Source organism: Pseudomonas canadensis (genome assembly GCF_030980095.1).
GTDB lineage: Bacteria > Pseudomonadota > Gammaproteobacteria > Pseudomonadales > Pseudomonadaceae > Aquipseudomonas > Aquipseudomonas canadensis.
Genome location: NZ_CP133298.1, coordinates 3,770,786 through 3,795,317 on the forward strand (window position 1 = coordinate 3,770,786; position 24,532 = coordinate 3,795,317).

At 61.9% G+C, this 24,532-nt stretch carries 27 protein-coding genes; 16 read left to right on the forward strand and 11 right to left on the reverse strand.

Annotation, left to right across the window (positions count from 1 at the left end):
- Positions 1-46: 46 nt before the first annotated feature.
- A complete protein-coding gene (locus RB216_RS17380; RefSeq protein ID WP_308907657.1) occupies positions 47-2,272 on the reverse strand; it encodes a DNA internalization-related competence protein ComEC/Rec2 in 2,226 nt (741 codons plus the stop codon).
- Between the two features lie 135 nt (positions 2,273-2,407).
- Between RB216_RS17380 and RB216_RS17385 the strand changes: the two genes are divergently transcribed.
- Entirely contained in the window at positions 2,408-2,923 is a 516-nt protein-coding gene (locus RB216_RS17385; protein WP_012724913.1) for a DUF2062 domain-containing protein, read from the forward strand.
- Here RB216_RS17385 and RB216_RS17390 read toward each other — a convergent pair.
- Together RB216_RS17390 and RB216_RS17395 are read right to left on the reverse strand one after the other, a co-directional pair.
- Positions 2,920-4,290, reverse strand: coding sequence for a histidine kinase sensor domain-containing protein (locus RB216_RS17390; protein ID WP_122683830.1), 1,371 nt, complete (start codon positions 4,288-4,290; stop codon positions 2,920-2,922). The genes RB216_RS17385 and RB216_RS17390 overlap by 4 nt on opposite strands.
- On the reverse strand, positions 4,277-5,005 hold the full coding sequence (locus RB216_RS17395) for a response regulator transcription factor (protein ID WP_308907658.1): 729 nt from the start codon (positions 5,003-5,005) through the stop codon (positions 4,277-4,279). Before RB216_RS17395 ends, RB216_RS17390 begins: the two co-directional genes overlap by 14 nt.
- 206 nt (positions 5,006-5,211) lie before the next feature.
- Between RB216_RS17395 and RB216_RS17400 the strand changes: the two genes are divergently transcribed.
- From RB216_RS17400 to RB216_RS17415, 4 genes are all read left to right on the forward strand, one after another.
- A complete protein-coding gene (locus tag RB216_RS17400) occupies positions 5,212-7,965 on the forward strand; it encodes a response regulator (RefSeq protein ID WP_028616771.1) in 2,754 nt (917 codons plus the stop codon).
- A gap of 107 nt (positions 7,966-8,072) precedes the next feature.
- Entirely contained in the window at positions 8,073-9,062 is a 990-nt protein-coding gene (locus RB216_RS17405) for a 2-hydroxyacid dehydrogenase (protein ID WP_308907659.1), read from the forward strand.
- Between the two features lie 71 nt (positions 9,063-9,133).
- A complete protein-coding gene (locus tag RB216_RS17410; protein ID WP_028616773.1) occupies positions 9,134-9,574 on the forward strand; it encodes a hypothetical protein in 441 nt (146 codons plus the stop codon).
- Entirely contained in the window at positions 9,571-9,975 is a 405-nt protein-coding gene (locus RB216_RS17415) for an META domain-containing protein (RefSeq protein ID WP_033896805.1), read from the forward strand. Before RB216_RS17410 ends, RB216_RS17415 begins: the two co-directional genes overlap by 4 nt.
- Before the next feature lie 69 nt (positions 9,976-10,044).
- Here the strand turns inward: RB216_RS17415 and RB216_RS17420 are convergent, their stop codons facing one another.
- Positions 10,045-10,506, reverse strand: a complete 462-nt coding sequence (locus tag RB216_RS17420; RefSeq protein WP_028616775.1) for a TlpA disulfide reductase family protein — start codon at positions 10,504-10,506, stop codon at positions 10,045-10,047.
- A gap of 115 nt (positions 10,507-10,621) precedes the next feature.
- Between RB216_RS17420 and arsC the strand changes: the two genes are divergently transcribed.
- From arsC to RB216_RS17435, 3 genes are read left to right on the forward strand one after another with little or no spacing between them, the layout of a single operon-like run.
- A complete protein-coding gene (arsC, locus tag RB216_RS17425; protein WP_028616776.1) occupies positions 10,622-10,975 on the forward strand; it encodes an arsenate reductase (glutaredoxin) in 354 nt (117 codons plus the stop codon).
- Positions 10,972-11,586, forward strand: coding sequence for an NAD(P)H:quinone oxidoreductase (gene wrbA / locus RB216_RS17430; RefSeq protein ID WP_028616777.1), 615 nt, complete (start codon positions 10,972-10,974; stop codon positions 11,584-11,586). The genes arsC and wrbA overlap by 4 nt, the downstream gene beginning before the upstream one ends.
- Positions 11,570-11,986 carry a DUF2069 domain-containing protein gene (locus RB216_RS17435; protein WP_028616778.1) on the forward strand — a complete coding sequence of 139 codons (417 nt, stop codon included), beginning with the start codon at positions 11,570-11,572 and terminating at the stop codon, positions 11,984-11,986. The genes wrbA and RB216_RS17435 overlap by 17 nt, the downstream gene beginning before the upstream one ends.
- 89 nt (positions 11,987-12,075) lie before the next feature.
- On the opposite strand, the gene RB216_RS17440 is transcribed toward RB216_RS17435, so the two are convergent.
- Together RB216_RS17440 and ttcA are read right to left on the reverse strand one after the other, a co-directional pair.
- On the reverse strand, positions 12,076-12,747 hold the full coding sequence (locus tag RB216_RS17440) for a DNA-3-methyladenine glycosylase I (RefSeq protein WP_028616779.1): 672 nt from the start codon (positions 12,745-12,747) through the stop codon (positions 12,076-12,078).
- A gap of 67 nt (positions 12,748-12,814) precedes the next feature.
- Complete coding sequence (ttcA, locus tag RB216_RS17445; RefSeq protein ID WP_028616780.1) at positions 12,815-13,639, reverse strand: tRNA 2-thiocytidine(32) synthetase TtcA; 825 nt, start codon at positions 13,637-13,639, stop codon at positions 12,815-12,817.
- 262 nt (positions 13,640-13,901) lie between these two features.
- Between ttcA and RB216_RS17450 the strand changes: the two genes are divergently transcribed.
- Together RB216_RS17450 and RB216_RS17455 are read left to right on the forward strand one after the other, a co-directional pair.
- A complete protein-coding gene (locus RB216_RS17450; RefSeq protein WP_016977555.1) occupies positions 13,902-14,504 on the forward strand; it encodes a Yip1 family protein in 603 nt (200 codons plus the stop codon).
- A 128-nt stretch (positions 14,505-14,632) separates the two neighbouring features.
- Positions 14,633-15,127: a SprT family zinc-dependent metalloprotease gene (locus tag RB216_RS17455; protein WP_010209629.1), complete on the forward strand. Its 495-nt coding sequence runs from the start codon at positions 14,633-14,635 to the stop codon at positions 15,125-15,127.
- A gap of 67 nt (positions 15,128-15,194) precedes the next feature.
- Here the strand turns inward: RB216_RS17455 and RB216_RS17460 are convergent, their stop codons facing one another.
- The gene (locus RB216_RS17460) at positions 15,195-16,358 is read right to left on the reverse strand and encodes a CaiB/BaiF CoA transferase family protein (protein WP_308907660.1); all 1,164 of its coding nucleotides are present in this window, start codon (positions 16,356-16,358) and stop codon (positions 15,195-15,197) included.
- 157 nt (positions 16,359-16,515) lie between these two features.
- On the opposite strand from RB216_RS17460, the gene tusD reads away from it, so the two are divergent.
- The 6 genes from tusD to RB216_RS17490 all read left to right on the forward strand — a co-directional run bounded on the left by tusD (position 16,516) and on the right by RB216_RS17490 (position 19,952).
- Entirely contained in the window at positions 16,516-16,908 is a 393-nt protein-coding gene (gene tusD, locus RB216_RS17465) for a sulfurtransferase complex subunit TusD (protein ID WP_016977549.1), read from the forward strand.
- 1 nt (position 16,909) lies between these two features.
- Positions 16,910-17,260, forward strand: a complete 351-nt coding sequence (gene tusC / locus RB216_RS17470; RefSeq protein WP_028616782.1) for a sulfurtransferase complex subunit TusC — start codon at positions 16,910-16,912, stop codon at positions 17,258-17,260.
- Entirely contained in the window at positions 17,260-17,538 is a 279-nt protein-coding gene (gene tusB / locus RB216_RS17475) for a sulfurtransferase complex subunit TusB (RefSeq protein WP_028616783.1), read from the forward strand. The genes tusC and tusB overlap by 1 nt, the downstream gene beginning before the upstream one ends.
- Positions 17,535-17,870 (forward strand): TusE/DsrC/DsvC family sulfur relay protein, encoded by a 336-nt coding sequence (locus RB216_RS17480; protein WP_122683840.1) that lies wholly within the window; start codon positions 17,535-17,537, stop codon positions 17,868-17,870. The genes tusB and RB216_RS17480 overlap by 4 nt, the downstream gene beginning before the upstream one ends.
- On the forward strand, positions 17,867-18,868 hold the full coding sequence (locus RB216_RS17485; RefSeq protein WP_028616785.1) for a glycosyl transferase family protein: 1,002 nt from the start codon (positions 17,867-17,869) through the stop codon (positions 18,866-18,868). Before RB216_RS17480 ends, RB216_RS17485 begins: the two co-directional genes overlap by 4 nt.
- Before the next feature lie 88 nt (positions 18,869-18,956).
- Positions 18,957-19,952, forward strand: a complete 996-nt coding sequence (locus RB216_RS17490; protein ID WP_068936844.1) for a glutathione S-transferase family protein — start codon at positions 18,957-18,959, stop codon at positions 19,950-19,952.
- Between the two features lie 189 nt (positions 19,953-20,141).
- Here RB216_RS17490 and cysG read toward each other — a convergent pair whose 3' ends face one another.
- From cysG to RB216_RS17510, 4 genes are read right to left on the reverse strand one after another with little or no spacing between them, the layout of a single operon-like run.
- Complete coding sequence (gene cysG / locus RB216_RS17495) at positions 20,142-21,536, reverse strand: siroheme synthase CysG (RefSeq protein ID WP_308907661.1); 1,395 nt, start codon at positions 21,534-21,536, stop codon at positions 20,142-20,144.
- The gene (gene serS / locus RB216_RS17500; protein ID WP_028616788.1) at positions 21,537-22,817 is read right to left on the reverse strand and encodes a serine--tRNA ligase; all 1,281 of its coding nucleotides are present in this window, start codon (positions 22,815-22,817) and stop codon (positions 21,537-21,539) included.
- 16 nt (positions 22,818-22,833) lie between these two features.
- On the reverse strand, positions 22,834-23,208 hold the full coding sequence (gene crcB / locus RB216_RS17505) for a fluoride efflux transporter CrcB (protein ID WP_028616789.1): 375 nt from the start codon (positions 23,206-23,208) through the stop codon (positions 22,834-22,836).
- A complete protein-coding gene (locus tag RB216_RS17510) occupies positions 23,208-24,530 on the reverse strand; it encodes a replication-associated recombination protein A (RefSeq protein WP_308907662.1) in 1,323 nt (440 codons plus the stop codon). Before RB216_RS17510 ends, crcB begins: the two co-directional genes overlap by 1 nt.
- Positions 24,531-24,532 lie beyond the last annotated feature (2 nt).

Sequence of the window (24,532 nt, forward strand, 5' to 3'; positions counted from 1 at the left end):
CACTTTACCATATAGGTGCGTCGACCACAGACCCCATCGGCCGCGGCTAGGGTAACCGCTCGCGCCAGAACCGGCGTTGACTGCGCGCAACTATCGGGGGCGTAAAAGCACCCAACTGCAGACGTACAGCGCCCTGCTCGGCGCTGTCATATACCTGGCTGCCCAACCGCTGGTAGCGTTCCATCACCTGTGGATGGGGATGGCCGAACGCATTGTTGCGCCCTCGCGAGATCAGCACGGATCGCGGAGCAAGCCGTTCCACAAAGGGCCAGGACGAAGAACTGCGACTGCCATGGTGCGGCGCTTGCAGCCAATCGGTGGGCACCGCCAGCGGTGACGCAAGCATGGCCTGTTCCGCCGCACGGCCAATATCACCGGTCAGCAGCAGGCGCTCGCCATTGGCCTGCACCTGCAAGACGCAGGACTTCGCGTTGCCACTTATGGCGTCCGGCCACTGCCAGAGTTCGAAGGTCACACCGTCCCAGATCCAGCGCTCGCCGCTGGTGCAAGGCTGGGTGGCGAGCGATGGGGGCAGACCTTCAATTTCTCCGCCCACCACACGCTTGATCGGCATGCCATTGGCAATCGCCGCTGCACCCCCGGCGTGATCGGCATCGGCGTGGCTGAGCAGCAGCATATCCAGCTCTCCTACCCCGAGCTTTCGCAAAGACGGCAGTACCACGCGCGCACCCAAGTCGAATGTGCCGGAACGCGGGCCGGCGTCGTAGAGCAACGTGTGATGACGGGTGCGCAAAATCAACGATTGCCCCTGGCCGACATCAAGCTGCGTCACCTCCACCTGTCCGTCGGGCACCAGCGCTCGTGGGGGAAACACCGCCAGCAGAAACATCGGCCAACCCAACACACGAAACGGCACGCCCTTGGGCAGCAGGAGCAGCACTGCGCCCAGCAGACTTACCAACCAATACCCCAGCGGTACATCGGCCGGAATCCAGGCCGGCATCTGTCCGGCGAGCCACGCCAAGCCGTTGAACAAGGCACCCAGTGCCCCGCCCGCCAGCCACAGCAGACCTTCCCCTACAAACGGCAACGCCAGCAATGCAGTGCCCAACAAGGCCAGCGGCAACACCACCAGGCTGATCCATGGCACCGCCACCAGGTTGGCAAACGGCGCACTCAGGCTAATGGGCAGCCCCAACACCAGCAAGGCCGGAAACAACCCGATGGCAATCAACCACTGCGGCCGAGTCCACACCTGCCACAGGCTCCAGGGTCCCAGACGGCCACCAAACGCCAGGATCAGCACCGCAACCGCCGCAAAGGACAGCCAGAACCCCGGCTGCAAGCTGGCCAACGGCTCCAGGATCAGCACCCCATTGAGCGCCAGCAACAAAGGCCACCACAGCCCCAGGTGACGCAAGCGCAATCGCCACAACAACACCAGCCCAACCATCACGCAGGCGCGCTGCACCGGCACGCCAAATCCAGCCAGCAAGCCGTAACCCAGCGCCGTAGTGAACGCCAGCCCACAAGCCCAGGGCAGCCATGGCCAGGTTCGAGGCCAGCATCCATAGCGCGCCAAGCCAGCGATCAAACCGTAAATCAACCCCGCCAGCAGGCCGATATGCTGGCCGGAGATGACCAGCAAATGCACAGTCCCTGTATCCTGCAGCACCTGCCAATCAGCAGCCGCCAATCCAGAGCCATCGCCCAACACCAGGGCAATCAGGCCAGCCTCCCGGCCTTGGGCGTCCACCGCAAGCAAACGCTGACGCACACTGTCGCGCCAGGCGTTGGCAGCCGGTGCCAGGCGCTCTCCATCCTTTACCGTACCGGTGGCGCCAATGCGCTGGGCCAGCAGCCAAGCCTCCTGATCAAAGCCGTGGAAGTTCAGCAACCCGGCGGGCCGCTTGAGGGTGACGGCCAGGCGCCAGCGTTCACCGCTGCGCACGGGCGGCCCGCCACGCCAGGACACCCGGATGTGCGTGGGCAACCGGGCATTACGCGACCGACTGTCGGTCAGTACAAAGCGCACGCCCTCGTCCGTCTGTTGCGGAAGCCCGCTGACCCGCCCTTCCACCCAGCGCGTCTGACCGTCCAGTACTGGCTTGAGGCGATCATCCAGCGCCCACTGCGCGCTCATGCACGCCCAACTCAGCCCAAACAGGAAAAAAGCCAAGGGATACGTGCGAAACGGCAACAGCATCAGGGCCAGCACCAGCAAGGCGATCAGCCAACCGGTCGTCGGCAATGCCGGTAAAAAGCGCAAGGCCAGCAGCCCCAGCGCAAACGCGCACATCCCTGTCCTCATGAATCATCCTTTTCAAGTGATCCACTCAGTCTTAGCCGGATGCCCAGCACGGCCTATGATGTTTTGTCACAAAGTCTGAATTTTCTGTTTATAGAATGCGGGCATACTTGCCCCTCGAACTGACCTGGACCCCTTATGCCCCGGCGCTTATTCAAACGATACATGCCTGACCCCAGCAGTATCAGGGAACACAAGTCATTACAGTTCCTTGGCACCTTGCTGCATGACCCGAACCTCTGGCACCTGAACCGGCACTCGGTCGCGCGCGCAATGGCTGTGGGTTTGTTCGCGGCTTTTATTCCCATTCCGTTACAGATGCTGCTGGCCGCCGTCCTGGCGATCACCGTGCGCGGCAATATGCCCATCGCGGTCAGCCTGGTATGGCTGACCAACCCGATCACCATGCCGGTGGTGTTTATCTGCACCTACATGACAGGCGCCTGGTTGATGAATGTGCCCCCGCGCAGCTTGCCGGATGACCTGACCTGGGAATGGATCAGCGGCCAATTGAGCACGTTATGGCAGCCGTTCCTGCTGGGTTCAGTGGTGTTGGGGCTGGTGCTGGGTGCGCTCGCGTATTGCCTGACCATGGGCTATTGGCGCTGGTGGGTGGCCCACCAATGGAAAAAACGCAAACAGCGTCGCGCCTAGCAAGCCCGCAGACGCAGATGCACCCGCAGCCCTTTTCCGGTGTTTTGCGCCCACAAGCTACCGTCCTGGCGCTGCACGGCGTTGCGCGCGATGCTCAAGCCCAGGCCGAAGCCACCATCGCCGGGGCGTGATCCGTCCAGGCGGGTGAACGGTGCGAAGATCCGTTCCAGGTCCCCGTCATCGATCCCGCCGCCCTCGTCCTCCAGCCATACATGCCAATAGTCACCTTCGCGACGCCCATCCAGGCTGACCACACCGCCCACGGGTGAATGGCGAATGGCATTGCGCAGAATGTTTTCCAAGGCCTGGGCCAACGCATTCAGGTTGCCGCGCACCCAGCATTCCGGGCCGAGCAGACACGGCAGGCGCGACGCGGGCCAATCGCTTTCGAAGCATGCGTTTTCGCGCAACATATCCCACAGCGCTTGAAGCTGGATATCTTCCTGGGGCAGCGGCGCCCGCTCGGTGTCCAACCACGCCAGTTGCAGGCTGTCTTCCACCAGGCGTTGCATCGCATCGATCTCACGGCCAAGCCGCTCGCGCAGTTGCGTCAGGTCCTGCTCACTGTCACACGCCACGCGCAGGCGGCTCAGCGGCGTGCGCAGCTCATGGGACATGTCCCGCAGCAGTTGCTGCTGCAATACCACGGTGCCCTGCAAGCGCTCGGACATGTGGTCGAACGCGCGGCCCAGCTCACCCAATTCATCCTGACGACTGGTCGCGTCGTGGGACAGCCGCGTGTTCAACTGGTCAGCACGCCAGGCGTTGGCCTGCTCACGCAGTTGATTGAGGGGCATGATCAGCAGCCGATACAGGCCGACGCACAGCAACAGGGTAAACAGGCCGGGGATCACGCCATTGGTCACCACCCGCCAGAACAGTTGGTAGCGCCCCGGCATGAAGCGCTGCGGCAACTCGATCACCAGCGAGCCTGCGTTGGGGTCGACCGGAAACGGGATTTTCAGCCACGGCAGACCTTTGGCATGCCGGCTCACCGGCCAGTCCAGGCCACGCAGAAAGGTCAGGCGCTGGCTTTCCTTGTCGGTCAGCGGGTAGCTGCTCAGCGATTGCAAGTCATTGCCGATCACGCCGATCCAGGTGGTTTCGCGCTCGCCCATCTCCTGCAGCCACGCATCGACGCCAGCATTGCCGTCTCGGTTCCAGGCCTGCTCCGCTCGCAACGCGTAACCACTCAAGGTGATCCGCGCTTCATCGGACAGGTAGGCGTTCTTCTGCTCCATGTAGCGCCCCCACGACCAACTGAGCCAGATCATCAGCAAACAGAAGGCGATCAACAGGCAGGCCAGCTTCCAGAATAACGAGTGCTTGCCCGGCAGGCCTTTAAAGGGCCGTTTAAAGGCTGTCATCAGCACTGCTCAGCACATAGCCCTTGCCCCACACCGTGCGCACTTCGCGCTCGGTGTAGCCGATGGCCTTGAGCTTGCGGCGGATCTGGCTGATATGCATGTCGAGGCTGCGGTCATGGGGCGCATAACCACGTTGCAGCACCTGCTGGTAAAGGAAGGGTTTGCTGAGGACTTCTTCAGCGTTGCGATGCAAAGTTTCCAGCAGGCGATATTCACTGCGGGTCAGGCCAGCCCGATGTTCCAGGTGGCAGACATCGCACAGTTCATCGTCGAAGCGCAGGGTGCGGGTATCGTCACCTGCGGGTGCCAGGCTCGGCAATGGGCGTCTGTCCAAGGCGACACGGCGCAGGATGGCCTCGATGCGCACGCGCAGCTCGATCATGCTGAACGGCTTGGGCAGGTAGTCATCGGCGCCCAGGCGAAAACCGCTGATGCGATCGGCCTCAGCCCCCAGTGCCGACATCAGGATCACCGGGATCGAATGGCTCTGGCGCAGATGGGTCAGGATCGACAACCCGTCCAGCCCTGGCAGCAGAATGTCCATCAACACCACGTCGAACACCTGGTCGCGCGCCATCTGCAGGCCTTGCTGGCCGTTCTGGCACCAGGTGACATGGAAACCACAGCGCCCCAGGTGCTCATGGACATAAGCGCCCAGCACGGGGTCATCTTCGATGGTCAGGATACTGGGTAGGCCAGTTGCTACAGGATTCATTAGTATCTGCAAGTCATTCTCAATGACTGATTATTCAAGATAACCCCGCAGCAGGCAATCGCCACTGGCCGCCAAATGCCTTCAAGATTGCCGTATGTCATTAATTTGCAAGATTCCTCGCCGCGCAAATGGCTACACTGCGCAGGTGGCGCGGGCCGGATGCCCGCGCAATTCCGTAGATATCAATGTGGTAGCAGGAGAGTGGCGTGCTGACAAGAATGGGGATAAAAGGCCGCGTACTGTTGCTGACCTTATTACCGACCAGCCTGATGGCCTCGTTGCTGGGCGGTTATTTCACCTGGATGCAGCTCTCGGAACTGCAGACCCAATTGCTGCAACGCGGCGAAATGATCGCCGAACAGTTGGCGCCCCTGGTCGCGCCCGCCCTCAGTGCGCGCAACACCGATTTGCTCGAGCGCATCGCCACTCAATCCCTGGAACAGCCGGACGTGCGTGCCGTGTCTTTCCTCAGCCCGGATCGCGCGCCCCTCGCCCACGCCGGCCCGACCATGCTCAACCAGCCGCCGGTCGGTAACAGCTCCCATTTATTGCAGCGCACCGGCAATGACGCCACCCGCTATTTGCTGCCGGTGTTTGGCCGTCACCGCAACCTCGCCGGCGAACTGATCCCGGATGAAGCCGACCGCCTGCTGGGTTGGGTCGAGGTGGAACTGTCCCACAACGGTATGTTGCTGCGTGGCTACCGCAGCCTGTTCGCCAGCTTGTTGCTGATCGCCATCGGCCTGATCTGCACCGCGGCGCTGGCACTGCGTATCAGCCGCACCATCAACTCGCCCATCGGCCAGATCAAGCAAGCCGTGGCCCAACTCAAGGACGGCAACCTGGAAACCCGTTTGCCGCCCTTGGGCAGCCAGGAACTGGACCAACTCGCCTCGGGCATCAACCGCATGGCCGAGACCTTGCAGAACGCCCAGGAAGAATTGCAACACAGCATCGACCAAGCCACCGAAGACGTGCGCCAGAACCTGGAAACCATCGAGATCCAGAACATCGAGCTGGACCTGGCGCGCAAGGAGGCCCTGGAGGCCAGCCGCATCAAGTCGGAGTTCCTGGCCAACATGAGCCATGAAATCCGCACGCCGCTCAACGGCATTCTCGGTTTTACCCATTTGCTGCAAAAAAGCGAGCTGACCCCGCGCCAGCTCGACTACTTGGGCACCATCGAAAAGTCCGCCGACAACCTGCTGGGCATCATCAACGAGATCCTCGACTTCTCGAAAATCGAGGCCGGCAAACTGGTGCTCGACAGCATCCCGTTCAACCTGCGCGACTTGCTGCAAGACACCCTGACCATCCTCGCCCCCGCCGCCCATGCCAAACAGCTGGAACTGGTGAGCCTGGTGTACCGCGACACGCCACTGGCGCTGGTGGGTGATCCGCTGCGCCTCAAGCAGATCCTTACCAACCTGATCAGCAACGCGATCAAGTTCACCCGCGAAGGCACCATTGTCGCCCGGGCGATGATCGAGGACGAGCAGGAAGACAGCGTGCAATTGCGCATCAGCGTGCAGGACACCGGCATCGGCCTGTCCAGCCAGGACGTGCGCGCGCTGTTCCAGGCCTTCAGCCAGGCCGACAACTCGCTGTCGCGCCAACCCGGCGGCACGGGGTTGGGGCTGGTGATTTCCAAGCGCCTGATCGAACAGATGGGCGGTGAAATCGGCGTCGACAGCACGCCAGGCGAAGGCTCGGAATTCTGGATCAGCCTGAACCTGCCCAAGACCCGTGACGATGTCGAAGACCTGCCTTCCGCGCCGCTGCTGGGCCATCGCGTGGCGGTGCTGGAAAACCACGAATTGGCACGCCAGGCGCTGCAACATCAACTGGAAGACTGCGGCCTGGAAGTCACGCCGTTCAATAGCCTGGAAAGCCTGACCAACGGCATTACCAGCGCCCATCAGACTGAGCAGGCCATTGACCTTGCGGTGCTCGGCGTGACCGCCAATGACATTCCGCCCGAGCGCCTCAACCAGCATCTATGGGACCTCGAACATTTGGGCTGCAAAGTGCTGGTGCTGTGCCCGACCACCGAACAGATGCTGTTCAACCAATCCGTGCCCAATCCCAACAGCCAATTGCAGGCCAAACCGGCGTGCACACGCAAGCTGCGTCGCGCGCTGTCCGACCTGATCAGCCCGCGCCCTTCGCGCAGCGAACCGGGCGAGCCGTTGTCCAGCCGCGCGCCGCGTGTGCTGTGCGTGGACGACAACCCGGCGAACTTGCTACTGGTACAGACCCTGCTGGAAGACATGGGCGCACGGGTGCGCGCCGTGGAAAGCGGGTATGCCGCCATCGACGCGGTGAAACAGGACACCTTCGACCTCGTGCTGATGGACGTGCAAATGCCCGGCATGGACGGCCGCCAGAGCACCGAAGCGATCCGCCAGTGGGAAAGCGAGCGCAGCGGCACGCCATTGCCGGTGGTCGCTCTCACCGCCCACGCCATGGCCAACGAAAAACGCGCCTTGCTGCAAAGCGGCATGGACGATTACCTGACCAAACCCATCAGCGAGCGGCAACTGGCCCAGGTCGTGTTGAAGTGGACCGGCCTGGCGCTGCGCAATCAAGGCCCGGAACGTGCAACGGATGGCCTCGGTCCCGGCGTACAAGTGCCCGTACTGGACCATGAAGAGGGCCTGCGCCTGGCCGCCGGCAAGGCTGATCTGGCGGCGGACATGCTCGCCATGTTGCTCGCCTCCCTGGAGGCCGACCGACTCGCCATCACCCTTGCCCGTGACGCCAATGACAACAACGCCCTGATCGAACGCGTGCACCGCCTGCACGGCGCCACCCGTTACTGCGGCGTACCGCAGTTGCGGGCTGCGTGCCACCGCGCCGAAACCCTACTCAAGCAGGACGACGCCAAGGCCCAGCATGCGTTGGACGAACTGGACATGGCCATTGCCCGACTCGCCAGTGAAGCGCGGGTCAACGCCTGACTTTTTACAGGAACAGGCTTTTGTGGTGAGCGAGCTTGCCTCGCGCGGGGCAAGCCCGCTCACCACAAAAGCCTGCTCATTCATTTGTAATTGCAGGGAGCTTTTCCATGCGCGTCATTCTTTTCAGCAGCCAGACCTACGACCGCGACAGTTTTCTCGGCGAACCCCTGCCGCCCGGCCTGGAACTGCAGTTCCAGCCCGCCCGCCTCAACCTCGACACCGTGGCCCTCGCCGAGCATCACGACGTGGTCTGCGCCTTTATCAACGACGACCTCAGCGCCCCGGTCCTGGAGCACCTGGCCAAGGGCGGCACGCGGTTGATCGCGCTGCGTTCGGCGGGCTACAACCATGTGGACCTGGCCGCCGCCACGCGCCTGGGCCTGACCATCGTGCGCGTGCCGGCGTATTCGCCCCATGCGGTGGCCGAGCATGCGGTCGCGCTGATCCTCGCCCTCAACCGTCGCCTGCACCGCGCTTATAACCGCACCCGCGACGGTGATTTCAGCCTGCACGGCCTCACCGGTTTCGACCTGATGGGCAAGACCGTCGGCGTGGTCGGCACCGGGCAGATCGGTGCCACCTTCGCCAAGATCATGGCCGGCTTCGGTTGCCAGTTACTCGCCTACGACCCCTTCCCCAACCCGCAAGTGCAGGCCCTGGGCGCGCGCTACGTGAGCCTGCCCGAACTGCTGGACCAGGCGCAGATCATCAGCCTGCATTGCCCGCTGACGGCCGACAGCAAGCACTTGATCAATGCCCGTTCCCTGGCGCAGATGCAGCCAGGCGCGATGCTGATCAACACCGGTCGCGGCGGTCTGGTGGACACCCCGGCGCTGATCGAAGCGCTCAAGGACGGTCAGCTCGGCTACCTGGGGCTGGATGTGTATGAAGAAGAAGCCCAGCTGTTCTTCGAAGACCGCTCCGACCTGCCCCTACAGGACGACGTCCTCGCGCGCCTGCTGACCTTCCCCAACGTGATCATCACCGCCCACCAGGCGTTTCTCACCCGCGAAGCCCTGGCGGCCATCGCCGGCACCACCTTGGCCAACATCGCGGCCTGGGCCGACGGCCAGGCGCAGAACCTTGTCGAAGGATGATCAGCGGTCACATACCAGGCTCATGATGAGCCAGCACCCGTGATAGGATGCCGCGCCTATTTGGAGGATCCATGGCCGAACACGATTTCCGCTTCAGTTTGCTGAGCCCGCAACACACCCTGATCGAATGCCGCGCCCTGGTGCCGGGCCGTTACCAGGTCACCGGCAACGGTGGTTCGATCAAGCATGGCGACGTGTTGATCGTCTCCCTGCGCGGCAGTAAAACCCTGTCGATGCGCCTCACCGTCGAAGGTGATGCGCGCTACTCCATCCGCCCGGCGGGCCAGTGGGTCGCCATGGCCCAGGGGCCGAAATTCGGCGAGTTGGAGATTCACACCTGGAAGGTCAACTGCGACAGCTGCGATGCGGTGTTGGAGTTCGAATTTGCGGTGGAAACCAAGCTGACCAAAGCGCCGCTGCAACCCGCCGCCAATGCACGCATTGCCGAATTGGGCTGGGCCAGCGAGGGCGACAAGCACCGCTGCCCGAAATGCCAAAAGGCCGCGCAATGAAAGGCCTGCTTCTGCTCGCCGCCGTCGGAGCGGCCCTGACGGGCTGCGCCGGGGATGCAGTCAAGCTCAAGCAGGATCACAGCTACGTGGTCGAATGGATTGGTGAACGGCCGCTGATGGACTACGCGCACCTGACCGTCACCCTCGGCGCCGATGGCCGTGCCTACGGCAACGGCGGCTGCAACCACTGGTTCGCGCCCTACACCGTCGACGGCGAAAAGCTCAGCTTCGGCCAGATCGGCAGCACCCGTAAACTCTGCGCCGAGGCCTTGATGGAGCAGGAACACCGCTTCTTCCAGGCCCTGCAAGGGGTGCAGCGCTGGGACATCTCGCCGATCGAACAGACGCGGTTCTGGCCGGCCGAAGGCAAGCCGATTCGTCTGTGGCTGGAAGAAGGCTAACCCTAGCCTTTCACGATCAAAATGTGGGAGCGGGCTTGCTCGCTCCCACATTTGTTTTGAGTGGCTGCTTTACCCGCGCAAGGCCTTGAGTTTTGCCAATACGCCTTCCGCCGTTTGCTCACCCATCAACGTCTCACGCACCTTGCCCTTGTCATCGATGATGTAGGTCACCGGCAACGCTTCGCTGCGCGGGATATCGAAGATCTCTTCCGGATTCTGCGCCAGCACCGTGAACTTGATGCCCAGCTTGTCGCTGGCGGCTTTCAGCTCTTCGCCCTGCACGTTGTCGAAGTTGACCCCGAATACGCCAACGTTCTGCGCCTTCAGTTGCTCGGCCAAGGCATTGAGCTCGGGGATTTCCGTGCGGCACGGACCACACCATTCGGCCCAGTAGTTGACCACCAGCCACTGCTTGTCCAAGCGTTCGGAAGCCACCTTCTTGCCATATTGGTCAACGCCGTAATCGTTACCGCAGCCGCTGAGCAGCAGGGTTGTGATGATCGCCAATGCACCGATCAGTCGCCTTGTCATGGGGTAATCCTTCGCAAAAATGAACGTTGGCTGCGACCTATCGCCTCTTACGGTTTAAGGACAGGTCGCTGCGCGGGTAGAATACCCGCCACCTTACGCAAGATGCGACCCGCACATGACCGATCTGACGCTTTATCACAACCCGCGCTGCTCGAAATCCCGCGGTGCGCTGGAACTGCTCGAAGCCCGCGGCCTTACCCCCAACGTGGTGCGCTACCTGGAAACCCCGCTGAACGCCGCGCAATTAAAGGCGCTGCTGGGCAAGCTGGGCATCAGCGCCCGCCAACTGCTGCGCACCGGCGAAGATGAATACAAGGCGCTCAACCTCGCCGACGCCAGCCTCAGCGAAGCGCAGTTGATTGCCGCCATCGCCGAGCACCCGAAGCTGATGGAACGCCCGATCCTGGAAACCGCCGACAAAGCCATCATTGGCCGTCCGCCGGAAAACGTGCTGGAGATCCTACCGTGACGTCGCCCTATGTGCTGGTGCTGTATTACAGCCGCAATGGCTCGGTGAGCGAAATGGCCCGGCAGATCGCCCGGGGCATCGAGCAAGGCGGTATGGAAGCGCGACTGCGCACCGTGCCGGCGATCTCCACCGAGTGCGAAGCCGTGGCGCCAAGCATCCCGGACGAAGGCGCGCTGTATGCCAGCCTGGATGACCTGAAGCACTGCTCCGGCCTGGCCCTCGGCAGCCCGACCCGTTTCGGCAACATGGCCGCGCCGCTCAAGTATTTCATCGACGGCACCAGCAACCTATGGCTCACCGGCGCCCTCGTCGGCAAGCCGGCCGGGGTGTTCACCTCCACCGCCAGCCTGCACGGCGGTCAGGAAACCACGTTGATGTCGATGCTGCTGCCGCTGCTGCACCACGGCATGCTGATCACCGGCCTGCCCTACAGCGAACAAGCGCTGCTCGATACCCAGGGCGGTGGCACCCCGTATGGCGCCAGCCATCACGCCGGCCCCGATGGCAAGCGCATGCTCGATCAACATGAAATCGCCCTGTGCCGCGCCCTTGGCCTGCGCCTGGCGACTACCGCTACCTTGCTGGAGAGCGGCAGTGGCCAGAAAGCCTAAGGTCCTGCCACCCCAAGCGTGGCTCGAGCCGCGGGTCAAGCTGGCACGCGTGCTCAGCCTGCTGGCGTTTTTGGGCCTGGTGGGTCTGCTGTGCGTGTATTACCTGTTCGTCGCCGACCTGCATGGCGCGCGGCCTTGGGTGATCCTGCTGATCGAACTGGTGCCGCTGCTGGTGCTGACGCCGGGCATGCTGACGGGCAGCGCGCGCGGGCATTCGTGGATGTGCTTTGTGGTGAACCTGTATTTCATCAAAGGCGCGCTGGCGGCGTACGACCCGAACCGGCAGTGGTTCGGGGTGCTGGAGATGCTGGCGAGCCTGGCGGTGTTTTGTACGGCGTTGTTGTATGTTCGCTGGCGGCATCAATTAAATCGCCGCCTGGCTGAAGCCCGGGTCGCCTGAAAGTCAGTCTTCGCGAGCAAGCCCGCTCCCACAGGGAGATGCGTTCCAAATGTGGGAGCGGGCTTGCTCGCGAAGGCATCACCCCGGTCTCAATGATTCACTGTGTAGGCCAGCATCATCGACAACTGGCACATTGGCCGCCCACTCTCGGCGTGCCATTGGTTGAACGCGCCCTGCACCGTCGCCAGGTCGCGCAGGCTGGTCGGTGCCTTGTCGACGATCTTCTGCGCGTTCAACGCCGCCACCACGTCATAACTCGGCACAAAAGTGTCCTTGCCGACCATGCGCAAGAAGCGCGGCGCTGATAGGCCGCCGAGCTGATGTCCGTGCTTACTCAGGTACTTCCATAGCCCGACGATATCAGTCACCGGCCAATCGGCGATAAACGCGCCGAAGCTGCCCTTCTCCTGCTCGATGTCGAGGATCATCTGCGCATTGCGCGGCACGCTCTTGAGCTTGCCCAGGTGACGGATGATGCTGGTGTCCTGCATCAAGCGCTCCAGGTGCTCAGCGCCCATCAACACGACTTTTTCCGGGTCGAAGCCGAAAAACACCTTTTCGAACGCCGGCCACTTGGCATCCACCACGCTGTGCTTCAAGCCCGCACGAAACACGCGCAGCGCCAGGGTCGACAGGTAGCGATCATCGCTGATCTTGCGCAGTTGCGCCGGGGTCTTGGCTACAGGCAGATGGGCTTCCAGCTCGGCTGCCGAACCGAAGCGGTTCAGACAGTATTCGTGAAGCCACTTGTAATCGCGCATGCCCTCTCCTGGCAGTTGAATTGATAACGGCGCCCGCGAGCGCCGTGTGTCAGAGCATTGAAATGGCTCAGAGGTTCACCACATTGACGAAGCGCGAGGCGGCGGTTTCATCAATTTTCAGGCTGGTGAAGTCGAACAGGTTGCGGTCAGCCAACTGCGACGGCTGCACATTCTGCAGGCTGCGGAAGATGCTTTCGGTGCGGCCTGGGGTCTTGCGCTCCCAGTCCACCAGCATTTCCTTGACCACCTGGCGCTGCAGGTTTTCCTGGGAGCCACACAGGTTGCACGGAATGATCGGGAATTGCTTGAAGTCGGAGTAGGCCTGGATGTCCTTCTCGTTGCAATACGCCAGCGGGCGGATCACCACGTTACGCCCGTCATCGGCGCGCAGCTTGGGCGGCATGGCCTTGAGCGAGCCGTTGAAGAACATATTGAGGAAAAAGGTCTCAACGATATCGTCGCGGTGGTGACCCAGGGCCATCTTGGTCGCGCCGATTTCATCCGCGAAGGTGTACAGCGTGCCACGGCGCAGGCGCGAGCACAGCGAGCAGGTGGTCTTGCCTTCCGGAATCAGTTCCTTGACCACCGAGTAGGTGTCTTTCTCGACGATGTGGTACTCGACGCCCAACTCCTTGAGGTAGGCCGGCAGCACATGCTCAGGGAAGCCCGGTTGTTTCTGGTCCATGTTGACGGCAACGATCTCGAACCGGATCGGCGCGACCTTTTGCAGGTGCAGCAGCACGTCGAGCATTGTGTAACTGTCTTTGCCGCCGGAGAGGCAGACCATGACCTTGTCGCCGTCCTCGATCATGTTGAAATCGGCGACCGCTTCACCGGCCAGGCGACGCAGGCGTTTTTGCAGTTTGTTCTGGTTGACCGTAAGAGTGCCCATGGCGCTTGGATCCGCTAGAGGTGTGTGACGAAAAGCCGGGTATTTTACGCAAAAAAACCATCAAAAGGGCCAGCGGTAAAAGACCCCACCGCGATTAAGCCCAATGTTTACAGCGCAATTTGCTCTAAAGGCCCTACAGTTATTCCGGTCATCACTTCCTATACTGCGACTAGAGGTCGCACATCTATCCAGACCTTTGAGGCCATTTGGCCCGTGGGCGCTCCGATGGGGGGCGATGGTAATAACGACAGGAGTGACTGGCATGATCCATCACGTCGTGGGGCTGTTTACCCATCCCGACCAGGAATGGCGGGAAATCCGTGGCGATAAAGAAGAAAGCATCGGCCACATGTACCTCACTCACACCTTGATTCTTGCGGCGATCCCTGCCGTTTCCGCCTTTATCGGCACCACCCAGGTCGGCTGGGTCATCGGCAATCGTGCGCCGGTGATGCTGACCCAGGAAAGCGCCTTGTGGATGACCATCATGTCCTACGCCGCCATGCTCGGTGGCGTGGCGGTGATGGGGGCGTTCATTCACTGGATGGCGCGCACCTACGACGCCAATCCCAGCATGGCACGCTGCGTAGCCTTTGCCACCTACACCGCTACGCCACTGTTTATCGGTGGGCTGGCCGCACTCTATCCGCATATGTGGCTGGGCATGGTCGTGGGCACGGCGGCCATCTGCTACACGGTGTACTTGCTCTATGTGGGGCTGCCGACCTTCATGAACATCGACCCGGATGAAGGCTTCCTGTTTTCCAGCTCGGTTCTGGCCGTGGGCCTGGTGGTACTGGTGGCGATCATGGCGTTTACCGTGATCGTCTGGGGGCTGGGCGTGGGCCCGATCTACACCAACTGACCGTTTAAAACCTTAGGCAAAGCCACCGCAAGGTGGCTTTGTGCATCATGCATGACCATTCGGCGCCTGACAGATTCGGAAACACCCAGCTTTGCGGCATACTGGACGTCTCTGGAGATATGTACAGCATGCCCGAGCAACTCAATACCCGCGTCGAAGATTGTTTCCTACAAGCCGAATCCTTTTTCAAACGAAGCTTCAAACGCCCCCAGGTCAGCCTCAAGCTGCGGGGCCAGAAGGCCGGTGTCGCGCATTTGCACGAGAACCTGCTGCGTTTCAACCCACAGTTGTACCGTGAAAACAGCCAACACTTCCTGAAACAGACTGTGGCCCATGAAGTGGCGCACCTGATTGCCCACCAATTGTTTGGCGAACGCATCCAACCCCACGGCGAGGAATGGCAATTGATCATGCGCGGGGTTTACGAACTGCCGCCGGATCGTTGCCACACTTATGAAGTTAAGCGTCGCCAGGTGACTCGCTATATCTACCGATGCCCGTGTGCGGACAGTGACTTTCCGTTCTCGTCACAACGCCATGGCATGGTGGCTCAGGGGCGGCGGTATTTGTGCAGGCGGTGCCGGCAAACCTTGGTGTTTACGGGGGAAACGCGGGTGGAGTGACTCTTCTGTAGAAGCTGGCTTGCCGGCGATGGCGCCCTCAAGATCGCCATCGCTGGCAAGCCGGCTCCTACAGAATTGTGCCGTTTTTTCGCCAGGCGTCTATCCGCTGAACACTGAATCCCAACTCCGCCAGCACTTCCTCACTGTGCGCCCCCACCTCGACACCGATATGTCGGGGCGGCGGCAAACCCTCGGAAAACTTCAAAGGACAGGCCAGTTGCGCCTGGGTCGACCCATCACCCCGTGGCACCTGGCTGACCAATTGCCGCGCCTTGAGCTGTGGATGCTCCACCGCCTCACTCAGGCTCAGCACCGGCTCCACGCACGCATCCACCGCGGCGAACAGCGCGCACAGCTCATCAAAGCTGCGCTTTTCAAATTCAACTTGCAGCGCCACCTTGAGCTTGGGTGACAAACCCAGCGCCGCCAACTCCGGCCGCCCCAGCGCCGCGCAGAGCTGCTGCATAAACCCGGGCTCCAGGCTGCCCACCGACATCCAGCGGCCATCCCGCGAGCGGTAGTAATCGTAAAAGCTGCCGCCATTGAGCACATGACTTTCCCGCTCCGGCTCCACCCCGCACGCCAGGTAACCCGCGCCTGCCATGGCGTTCAGGCTGAACGAGCAGTCGGTCATGCTCACATCCAGGTATTGACCAACACCGCTCTGCTGCCGCGCGATCACCGCCGCGAGCAACCCCACCACCGCATGCAGCGAACCACCGCCCACATCCGCTACTTGCACGCCCAATGGCAGCGGCCCGCTGTCCTGGCGCCCGGTGTAGCTGGCCACGCCGGCCAATGCCAGGTAGTTGATGTCGTGCCCGGCGCGGTCCTTATAGGGCCCCGTCTGGCCGTAGCCGGTGATCGATACATAAATCAGCCGGGGATTGATCGACTTCAATGCCTCATAACCCAGACCCAGACGCTCCATCACGCCCGGTCGGAATTGTTCGAGCAGGATGTCGTAGTCCTTCACCAGCGCCCGCACGATCTCCAGCGCCTCGACCTGCTTGAGGTCCAGCGCCAGGCTGCGTTTATTGCGGTTGAGGTAGGCGTGGCTGGCCGATGTGCCCTGATCATGGGGCGGCAGCACTCGCAACAGGTCCATGCGCGTAGGCGACTCGATACGCAGCACCTCGGCGCCCATGTCCGCCAGCATCAGGGAGGCAAACGGGCCGGGCAGCAGGGTGGAAAAATCCAGCACTTTGAGGGAAGCCAAGGGACCTGACATGGGCACTCCATTTCCGTTTCGACTGCCCACAGACTAGGCAGCCCTGCGCCTGCCGGCAATCGCCGAAACAGTCACCGACAGTGACCGTTTTGATCACGGCGGGCTTTTTCGTGGCGGCGGCTTTATCATTGGCCCACGTTTGCTTGCAGAGTGTTCCATGAAGTTTGCGATTGCCCTGTTTTCCGCCGCCCACGCGCCCTCCTCGCGCCGCGCCCTGCTGTTCGCCCAGGCGGCGCTGGCCGGCGGGCACGAGATTGTGCGGTTGTTTTTCTATCAGGACGGCGTGTACAGCGCGTCCAACAACATCGTCGCGCCCCAGGATGAGCAAGACATCGCCCGCCAATGGCGTGAGTTTGTCAGCCAGCACCAACTTGATGGCGTGGTGTGCATTGCCGCTGCGTTACGCCGTGGCGTTCTCAACCAGGAGGAAGCCACGCGGTATCAGCGCACAGCGGTGAATCTGGATGCGCCCTGGGCGCTGTCTGGCCTGGGGCAATTACATGATGCGATCCAGGATGCCGACCGCCTGATCTGTTTTGGAGGGCCGTGAGATGTCTAAATCCTTATTGGTGATCAGCCGTCAGGCACCGTGGTCCGGGCCGAGCGCACGGGAAGCGCTGGACATCGTGCTGGCCGGTGGCGCGTTCGATCTGCCCATCGGCTTGCTGTTCATGGATGACGGCGTGTTCCAGCTCGCTGCGCACCAGAACGCCAAGGCCGTGCAACAAAAGGACCTCAGTGCCAACCTGCAGGCACTGGGGCTGTTCGGCATCGACGATGTATTTGTCTGCCGCCACAGCATGGCCGTGCGTGGCTTGACGCCGCCCACCGAGGCGCATCCGTTGAGCAACGATGCGATTTCCCAATTGATTGACCGTTACGACCAGGTGATTACCCTCTGATGTCGACTTTACACGTGGTGTCTCACTCCCCGTTTTCCGATAGTCGCCTCGACAGCTGCCTGCGTATCTGCGGCGCCGAGGACGCGATCCTGCTGTGCGGCGACGGCGCCTATGGGCTCCACGCCCCCGCCCTGCACACCAAGGGCGTGAAGGTGTTTGTGCTGGCCGAAGACATGCAGGCGCGCAATCTGCCGCTGCCGGACTGGGCCGACAGCGTGGACTACCCAGGTTTCGTGCAACTGTCGATCGACTACGACAAGGTCAACACCTGGCTATGAACACCCTGACCGTAGGCGCACGTACCCTGGAACTGGACAAGGACGGATATTTGGCCGACCTGAACGACTGGTCCGCAGACGTCGCCCATGCCCTGGCTGCCGCCGAGGCGCTGGAACTCACCCCGGCCCACTGGGAAATCCTCGCACTGCTGCGCCAGTTCTATGCCGAATTCCAGCTGTCCCCGGCTACGCGTCCGCTGATCAAGTACACCGCCTTGAAGCTCGGCCCGGAAAAGGGCAACAGCCTGCACCTCAACAAACTGTTCAACGGCACTCCCGCCAAACTCGCCGCCAAGCTGGCGGGCCTGCCCAGGCCGACGAATTGCTTATGACCGATTTTGCCCCACTGACCCTTGAAACCCCTGCCGAACATCCGTTTGCGCAGTTCGTGCGCATCCTGGGCAAAGGCAAGCGCGGCGCGCGCAACCTCACCCGCGAGGAAGCCCGCGAAGCCATGGGCATGTTGCTCGACGAAAAGGTCGAAGACACCCAGCTCGGCGCTTTCCTGATGCTGTTGCGCCACAAGGAAGAAAGCCCGGAAGAACTCGCCGGCTTCACCGAAGCCGTGCGCGAACGCCTGGATGCCCCGGCGCTGAACGTGGATGTCGACTGGCCGACCTATGCCGGCAAGAAGCGTCATCTGCCGTGGTATCTGCTGGCGGCCAAATGCCTGGCGCAGAACGGTGTGCGCATCCTTATGCACGGTGGCGGCGCGCATACGGCCGGACGGCTGTACACCGAGCAATTGCTCGAAGGCTTGCAGATCCCACTGTGCCGCAACTGGCAGCAGGTCGAGGCGGCTTATGCGCAAGGCAACCTGGCGTTTATCCCGCTGGGCGACTGGGCGCCACAGTTGCAGCGCATGATCGACCTGCGCAACACCCTGGGTCTGCGCTCGCCAATCCATTCCCTGGCGCGTTTGCTCAATCCCTTGAATGCGCGCCTGGGCCTGCAGAGTATTTTCCATCCGGGTTACCAGGGCGTGCACCGCGATGCCAGCGGCTTGCTCGGCGACAACGTGATCGTGGTGAAGGGCGACGGCGGCGAGATCGAGATCAACCCCGACTCGGCCAGCCACCTGTACGGCACCACGGGCGGCGAAAGTTGGGACGAAGAGTGGCCCGCCCTCTCCGCCCAGCGTCACGTCAAGCCGGCCACGCTCGAACCTGAGCACCTGAAGGCGTTGTGGCGCGGCGACGTCGAAGACAGCTATCCGCAACTGGCCTTGATCGCGACCATGGCCCTGGCCTTGCGTGGCCTGGGCCATTCACGGGAACAGGCGTTTGTCCTGGCCCAGCAATACTGGGATGCGCGGGAAAAATCGATTTAATCGATAATTAACCCCCGGTCTTTGCGCTTTTAAATCGAACTCAGCCCTTTAGACTGGCCTCCAACGCTTATTAGCCAAGGAGCCAGTCATGGGTTTGCTGATCGAAGGACACTGGAAAGACCAGTGGTACGAAAGTAGCGCAGACGGCGCATTCCAACGGGAACAGGCGCAACGCCGCAACTGGGTGACCGCCGACGGCGCGCCAGGCCCGAGTGGCGAAGGTGGATTCAAGGCCGAGGCCGGTCGCTACCACCTCTATGTCTCTCTCGCCTGCCCGTGGGCCCATCGCACCCTGATTCTGCGCAAGCTCAAAGGACTGGAAAGCCTGATCGACGTGTCCGTGGTCAGTTGGCTGATGCTGGAAAACGGCTGGACCTTCGACAAGGCTCACGGCTCCACCGGCGACAAGCTGGATGATTTCGACTTCATGCACCAGCGCTACACGGCTGACACGCCCGACTACACCGGGCGCGTCACCGTGCCGGTACTGTGGGACAAGAAGCTCAAGCGCATCGTCAGCAATGAATCGGCGGAGATCATCCGCATGTTCAACAGCGCGTTTAATCAATTGACCGGTAATACCCTGGACTTCTACCCCGAGCCGCTGCGCGCAACCGTCGACGCGCTGAACGAGCGCATTTACCCCGCCGTGAACAACGGCGTGTATCGCGCAGGCTTTGCCACCTCGCAGCAGGCGTATGAACATGCGTTCGATGATGTGTTTGCGGAGCTGGATCATCTGGAGCAGCACTTAAGCGACCACCGTTACCTGGCCGGCGAATACCTGACCGAGGCGGATGTGCGGCTGTTCACCACGCTGATTCGCTTTGATGCGGTGTATTACAGCCACTTCAAATGCAACCTGCGCAGGATTGCGGATTATCCGAACCTGTCGAATTGGTTGAGGGAGATGTACCAGTGGCCGGGCGTGGCCGAGACGGTGGATTTCGCGCACATCAAAGGGCATTACTATGCCAGCCACCGTACGATCAATCCGACGGGGATTGTGCCGAAGGGGCCGTTGCAGCGATTTGATGGGCAGCATGATCGGGCACAACTGAACGGCAAAAGTGTCTGGAGCTGATCAGTCACTGTGGTGAGCGGGCTTGCCCCGCGCTGGGCTGCGCAGCAGCCCCCAAAACCAGACGCCGAGTTCTTTCTGAAAGAACTCGGCGTTTTTTAGTAGGGCTGCTTCGCAGCCCAGCGCGGGGCAAGCCCGCTCACCACAGAAAGCCTGCTCTCCACAGCAGGCTTACCGGCCACCATAGCGTTCTCAGACCTGGGACTGTGCGCCTTCAAACCACTTGAGCTTCTCGCGCAACACCACCACCTCACCGACGATCACCAGTGTCGGCGCATGCACTTCATGCTCCGCCACCATGCGTGGCAGATCCGCCAGGGTGCCGGTAAACACGCGCTGGTTGGACGTGGTGCCCTGCTGGATCAACGCTGCAGGGGTATCCGATGCACGGCCATGCTTGATCAGTTGTTCGCAGATGATCGGCAAGCCAATCAAACCCATGTAGAACACCAGGGTCTGCGAAGGCCCCACCAGGTCATCCCAGGGCAGGTCCGACGTCCCGTCCTTTAAATGCCCGGTAATGAAACGTACGGACTGCGCATAGTCACGGTGAGTCAGCGGAATCCCGGCATACGCCGCGCAACCGCTGGCCGCCGTGATCCCCGGCACCACCTGGAACGGGATGCCGTGGGCCGCCAATTCCTCGATCTCTTCGCCCCCCCGGCCAAAGATGAACGGATCGCCACCCTTGAGGCGCAGCACGCGCTTGCCTTGCTTGGCCAGGCCCACCAATTGCTGGTTGATCTGGTCTTGCGGCACGGCGTGATCAGCACGGCGTTTGCCGACGTAGACACGCTCGGCGTCACGGCGGCACAGCTCGAGAATCGCGGGCGCTACGAGCCGGTCATACAGCACCACATCGGCTTGCTGCATCAGGCGCAGGGCGCGGAAGGTCAGCAGGTCGGGATCACCCGGGCCTGCACCCACCAAATAGACTTCGCCCGGTGCATTCGGCGGTGCGCCGTTGACCTTTTCGATCAACAGGCGCTCAGCTTCATCGCCCTGTCCAGCCAATTGGCGGTCGGCAATCGGGCCTTGGAAGACCTCTTCCCAGAATGCGCGGCGCTGCTGCACATCCGGGTACAAACCTTTGACCTGAGCACGAAACCGCGCCGCCAACCCGGCCAACTGGCCGTAAGTGGACGGAATCCAGGTTTCCAGCTTGGCCCGGATCAGGCGCGCCAGCACCGGCGCATCGCCGCCGCTGGACACCGCGATCACCAAGGGTGAACGGTCGACAATCGCCGGGAAGATCACGCTGCACAAGGCCGGCGCATCCACCACATTGACCGGCACGCAACGGCGCTTGGCATCGCTGGACACTTGCGCGTTCAACGGCTCGTCGTCTGTGGCCGCGATGATCAAGGTGCAACCGTCGAGGTCCGCCTCCTGATAACCGCGCAAAATCAGTTCCCCGCCACTGCCCAGTACCAGCTCTTTGAGCTGGTCTTCGATCTGGGGAGCAACCACCCGCAGCAACGCACCGGCATCGGCCAGCAGCCGAGATTTGCGCAAGGCAATCTCCCCGCCACCGACGACCAACACACGACTGCCGCGCAGGTTATGAAACAGCGGCAAAAATTCCATTTAGCGGATGACCTCAACGCCCGCCATGTAAGGCTTGAGCACTTCCGGTACACGGATCGAGCCGTCAGCCTGCTGGTAGTTTTCCAGCACCGCCACCAGGGTACGGCCTACGGCCAAACCGGAACCGTTGAGGGTGTGGACCAGCTCCGGCTTGCCGGTTTCCGGGTTACGGAAGCGCGCTTGCATGCGACGGGCCTGGAAATCACCGCAGTTGGAGCACGACGAAATCTCGCGGTACTTGTCCTGGCTCGGCACCCACACTTCGAGGTCGTAGGTCTTCACGGCGCTGAAACCCATGTCGCCGGTGCACAGTGCCAGCACGCGGTACGGCAGCTCCAGCAGTTGCAGGACGCGCTCGGCGTTGGCGGTCAGGCCTTCCAGGGCCTCCATGGAAGTCGACGGCTCGACCACCTGCACCATCTCGACTTTGTCGAACTGGTGTTGGCGGATCATGCCGCGGGTGTCGCGGCCCGACGCACCGGCTTCGCTGCGGAAGCATGGGCTGTGGGCCACGAACTTGATCGGCAGTTGCTTGGCATCAAGAATTTCGCCGGCGACGATGTTGGTCAACGACACTTCGGCGGTCGGGATCAGGTACAGGTCGGCTTCGCCGTCCCGGCTGATCTTGAACAGGTCTTCTTCGAACTTCGGCAACTGGCTGGTGCCCATCAGCGCCGGCGCCTGCACCAGGTACGGGGTGTAGGCTTCCTCGTAACCGTGTTCGCCGGTGTGCAGGTTGATCATGAACTGCGCCAGGGCACGGTGCATGCGCGCGATCGGACCGCGCAGCAACGCAAAGCGCGCGCCGGACATCTTGGCGGCAGTTTCGAAATCCAGGCCGCCGGTCAATTCGCCCAGGGCAACGTGGTCCTTGATCTCGAAATCAAAGGCGGTTGGCGTACCCCAACGGCGCACTTCAACGTTGCCGTCTTCGTCTGCGCCAATCGGCACGGATTCGTGCGGGATGTTGGGGATGCCCAGCAGGATCGAATCCAGCTCGGTCTGGATCTTGTCCAGCTCGACCTTGCCGTCGGACAGCTCGGTGCCCATGCGCTCGACATCCGCCATCAGCGGGGCGATGTCTTCGCCGCGCTGCTTGGCCTGACCGATGGATTTGGAACGCGCATTACGCTCAGCCTGCAGTGCTTCGGTGCGGGTCTGGACGGTCTTGCGCTGTTCTTCCAGCGCTTCGATGCGCGCAACATCCAAGGCAAAGCCACGGGATGCCAGGCGGTCCGCTACGTCCTGAAGGTTGCTACGTAACAGTTTGGAATCGAGCATGTCGGTCTCTCGTTTATCAAAGTTTGGTCAAGGACAGGCCAGCCCAGGTGGCGAGCAGCCCGCCGAACACGCTGATGCCCAAGTACCCGAAGGCTATCAGGGCCTGCCCGCTTTCCAGCAGGCGCAGCGTATCCAGTGAAAAGGATGAAAAGGTCGTCAGACCGCCTACAAAGCCGACAATCAAGCCGGCGCGAATTTCAATCGGTACTTCCGGGCGCAACAGGAACCAGCCGTACAACAGCCCGATGATCAGGCAGCCGACCAAGTTGACCGCCAGGGTCGCCGCATAAAAATGCTTCGGCCAATTGGCGCTGACCCATGTACCAGCGGCGAAACGCAATAATGTACCAGCGATGCCGGCTGCGGACACGGCAAGAATCGTCTTGAGCACTACTTTCTCCGCTGTCTGGGGCTGAGTCGATCGAGTTGGGCGAGGTGATTGAGCTTTTCGCCGATCTTCAGCTCCAGGCCACGGGGCACCGGCTGATAGAGCGGGAGTGGCTCAAGGTCATCGGGAAAGTAGTCTTCACCGGCCGCATAGGCATCCGGTTCATCGTGGGCGTAGCGGTATTCATCACCGTAGCCCAACTGTTTCATCAGCTTGGTCGGCGCGTTGCGCAGGTGCATCGGCACTTCGAGGGAGCCGTATTCGGCGGCGGCGCGCAGGGCGGACTTGAAGCCCATGTACACCGCGTTGCTCTTCGGCGCGCAGGCCAGGTAGGTGATGGCCTGGGCCACCGCCAGCTCACCTTCCGGGCTGCCGAGGCGCTCCTGCACGTCCCAGGCGGCGAGGCACAGGCTCAATGCGCGCGGGTCGGCGTTGCCGATGTCTTCGCTGGCCATACGCACGACGCGGCGTGCGAGGTAAAGCGGGTCGCAGCCGCCGTCGATCATGCGCGCGAACCAGTACAGCGCGCCGTCCGGGTTGGAGCCGCGCACGGATTTGTGCAGCGCCGATATCTGGTCGTAGAAGGCTTCGCCGCCCTTGTCGAAGCGCCGGCGCGTGTCGCCGAGCAGGCTTTGCAGGAGGTCGACGCCAATCTCGCTGCCGTCTTCGGCCAGGTCGGAGGCGTTCTCTACTAAGTTGAGAAAGCGGCGCCCATCGCCATCGGCGGCGGTAAGCAGAATCTTGAAGCCCTCTTCGCTCACACTCAGTTGCCGCTTGCCCAGCCCTTTGTCTTCATTCAGGGCACGGTGCAGCAACTTCTGCATCGCCGCTTCGTCCAGGCTTTTCAGCACATAGACCCGCGCACGCGACAGCAAGGCGTTGTTCAATTCAAACGAAGGGTTTTCCGTGGTGGCACCGATAAAAATCAGCGTTCCATCTTCCACATAGGGTAGAAACGCATCCTGTTGTGACTTGTTGAAACGATGCACTTCGTCGACAAACAGGATGGTGCGCTTACCGTACTGCCCGGCCTGCTGCTTGGCGACTTCCACCGCCTGGCGGATCTCCTTGACCCCCGCCAATACCGCCGAGACCGTTTCGAAGTGCGCATCCGAGACCTTCGCCAGCAGCCGCGCCAAGGTAGTCTTGCCCACCCCCGGCGGCCCCCAGAAAATCATCGAGTGCAGCGCACCCTGCTCCAGGGCTTCGCGCAAAGGCTTGCCGCGAGCGAGCAAGTGTTCCTGACCGACGTACTCATCCAGGTTGGTCGAACGCAAGCGCGCGGCCAGGGGCTGGGCAATCGGGTCACTTCGAAACAGGTCCATGG